Here is a 2156-nt window from a genome sequence, read left to right as displayed (position 1 = left end):
GGACCGGGACGGCCCGACGGTGCTGCGGCGCATTCCGCCCTGCCGCCCGCGGCTGACCCGCCCCGGTGACTATCCGGTGCTGCCCGCACATCTGGCGCCGCCGCAGAGCGCGGCGCCCTCGCTGCCGCTGACCCTTGAAGACCAGAGACCCGGGAGGCCCGCATGGACATCGTGACCGCAGAAGAGCGCCGTCTGATCGACGAGGCGCTGGAGCGTATTCCGGAAGAGAAGCGCCGCATCCCCGCGGGGGTCAGCGGCATGGACCGGGACTACGTCTGGGACCCGAAGACCCAGTCGCTCATCACCCGCAACGAGGCCTTCAAGGGCGGCTTCCGGACGATGCAGCGCACGCAGGTGCCGACACTGGCGGACCGGCTGAAAGATCGCGAGATCGCCCAGGACATCAAGGACGGGCTGAGCATCAGCGAGATCATCCTGCTGCGCCATACGGCGCGCCAGCGCATCCAGCGGGTGGCGCGTGAGGACGGGCTGGAGATCGCCCGGCCGAAGCCCGCGCCGCTCCGGGGCGGGCGCGAGAAGTCCGTCTCGGGCGATGACGAGGAGATCACCCGGAAGATCCTGGCGCTGGTCGATGGCCAGCGCGGGCTGACGGAGATCGCCCGGCTCGCCGGCTGCCACAAGGATGCGGTGCGCCTGCGCCGGGATCGGCTGAAGCTGGACATCCCCGCGGCAAAGCGGAGGAGGGTGGCGTGAGGGACTATGCTTACGTAGCGTCGCAGTTTGACACGGTCAGGCCTGCGCTAGATTGGGGGGACGTGCGCGCCATTCCCCAGGCGCGCCTGGCGTCGCTCTGTGTCCCCACTGGCTTCGCCGGGGGGCGTAGCGCCAGTCCCCATCCGGCGACTGCGCCCCCGACGGGACCTCCCCCTTTTGAACAGGCCGTGCGCGCTCTTCGGCGCTGCGCGGTCTTTCTGGCGCCCCGCGCCCCGATCACCGGTGCCGCTCTGACGGGACCGGGCGGGTGCGCTCTGCGTCGAACAGCCGGCCCCTGAGGCCGCGATACAGGCCCGGGCAGCGGGCGGACGACCTGGAGGACAGGAGATGACTGGACAGAAGAGGGCTCGGAACCGTGGTTCCGGGCGCGGAGACGTGTTGCCTGCGGGCAGGAGGGGCCGATGAGCATTCCGGCGATGAACTGGGCCTTCGCGCAGCGGGGGCTGAAGCCTGCGACCAAGCTGGTGCTGGTCTGCCTGGCGGATTGCCACAACGCGCATACGCGTCGCTGCGACCCCTCGCAGGAGACGCTGGCGCAGGAGTGCTGCATGAGCCGCTCGACGGTGAACGTGCACCTGAAGCTGCTGGAGGAGCAGGGGCTGATCCGGCGCGTCCAGCGCTCGGACAAGCGCACCCACAAGCAGCTGTCGAGCCTCTATCTGCTGGGTTGCGACATGGAAGAGGCCCCCGCAGAGAGCGGCGAGAAACCCGTGTCCGAAATCCGGACACGGGAGACCGCAGGCGCCGACGGAGCCGTGTCCGGAAACCGGACACGGGATCTCGCCAGCGCGGGCCGGGGAGCCGTGTCCGAAAACCGGACACGGGATAGAAGGGAAAGCCGTGTCCGGAAATCGGACACGGGACAGGGGCGAGCCGTGTCCGGAAAACAGCCGATCCCGTGTCCGGAAAATGGGCAATCCCGTGTCCGGACGGTCGGACACGAACCTGAAAAGAACCTGAAAGGAACCTTGCGCGCGGAGGCGGGCACGCCCGGGCGCGCGAGGCCGGCGCGGTTCTTCACCGAGGATGAACGGGCGGATGCCCGGGAGGTGGCGGCGCATCTGCGAAGGGGCGGATCGGTGAACGCGGAGCGGATCCCGGGACGGGTGCGGGACTGCCTCGTCGCGGAAGAGATCCTAGGGCGGGACGAATTGCAGGCAATCGGACTGGGCTGAGAAAGGGCAAGAGGATGCGGATCGAGCAGGATCAGGATCACGAGACGAAGCGGGACCGGGTGCGCCGGCTGTTGCTGGGGCCACTGGAGGGGATCGGGTTCCGGTTCCCGAAGACAGTCGTTGCAGACGAAGGTCGCAAGCGGCTGGACCGGCTGGCGGACGAGCTGGCCTACATGAGCGACGCGAACCTGCGGCGGCTCTTCGAGGCGATGCGCTCGAAGGGCGAGGGGAGGGCGCGGGACTTCT

The 2156-nt window shown here is 69.2% G+C and carries 2 protein-coding genes and 1 pseudogene; all 3 read left to right on the top strand.

Annotation, left to right across the window (positions count from 1 at the left end; genetic code table 11):
* Nucleotides 1-162: 162 nt before the first annotated feature.
* Entirely contained in the window at nucleotides 163-714 is a 552-nt protein-coding gene (locus CVM50_RS20565) for a hypothetical protein (RefSeq protein ID WP_100148563.1), read from the top strand.
* A gap of 422 nt (nucleotides 715-1136) precedes the next feature.
* On the top strand, nucleotides 1137-1910 hold the full coding sequence (locus tag CVM50_RS20560; RefSeq protein ID WP_085887256.1) for a helix-turn-helix domain-containing protein: 774 nt from the start codon (nucleotides 1137-1139) through the stop codon (nucleotides 1908-1910).
* Nucleotides 1911-1924: 14 nt separating this feature from the next.
* Nucleotides 1925-2156, top strand: a pseudogene (locus tag CVM50_RS21855) (hypothetical protein); the annotation flags it as partial.

Source organism: Pseudooceanicola marinus (genome assembly GCF_002786295.1).
Classification (GTDB): domain Bacteria; phylum Pseudomonadota; class Alphaproteobacteria; order Rhodobacterales; family Rhodobacteraceae; genus Pseudooceanicola; species Pseudooceanicola marinus.
The sequence above is the reverse complement of the archived record's forward strand: the minus strand, read 5'-3'. Positions and strand labels throughout refer to the sequence as shown.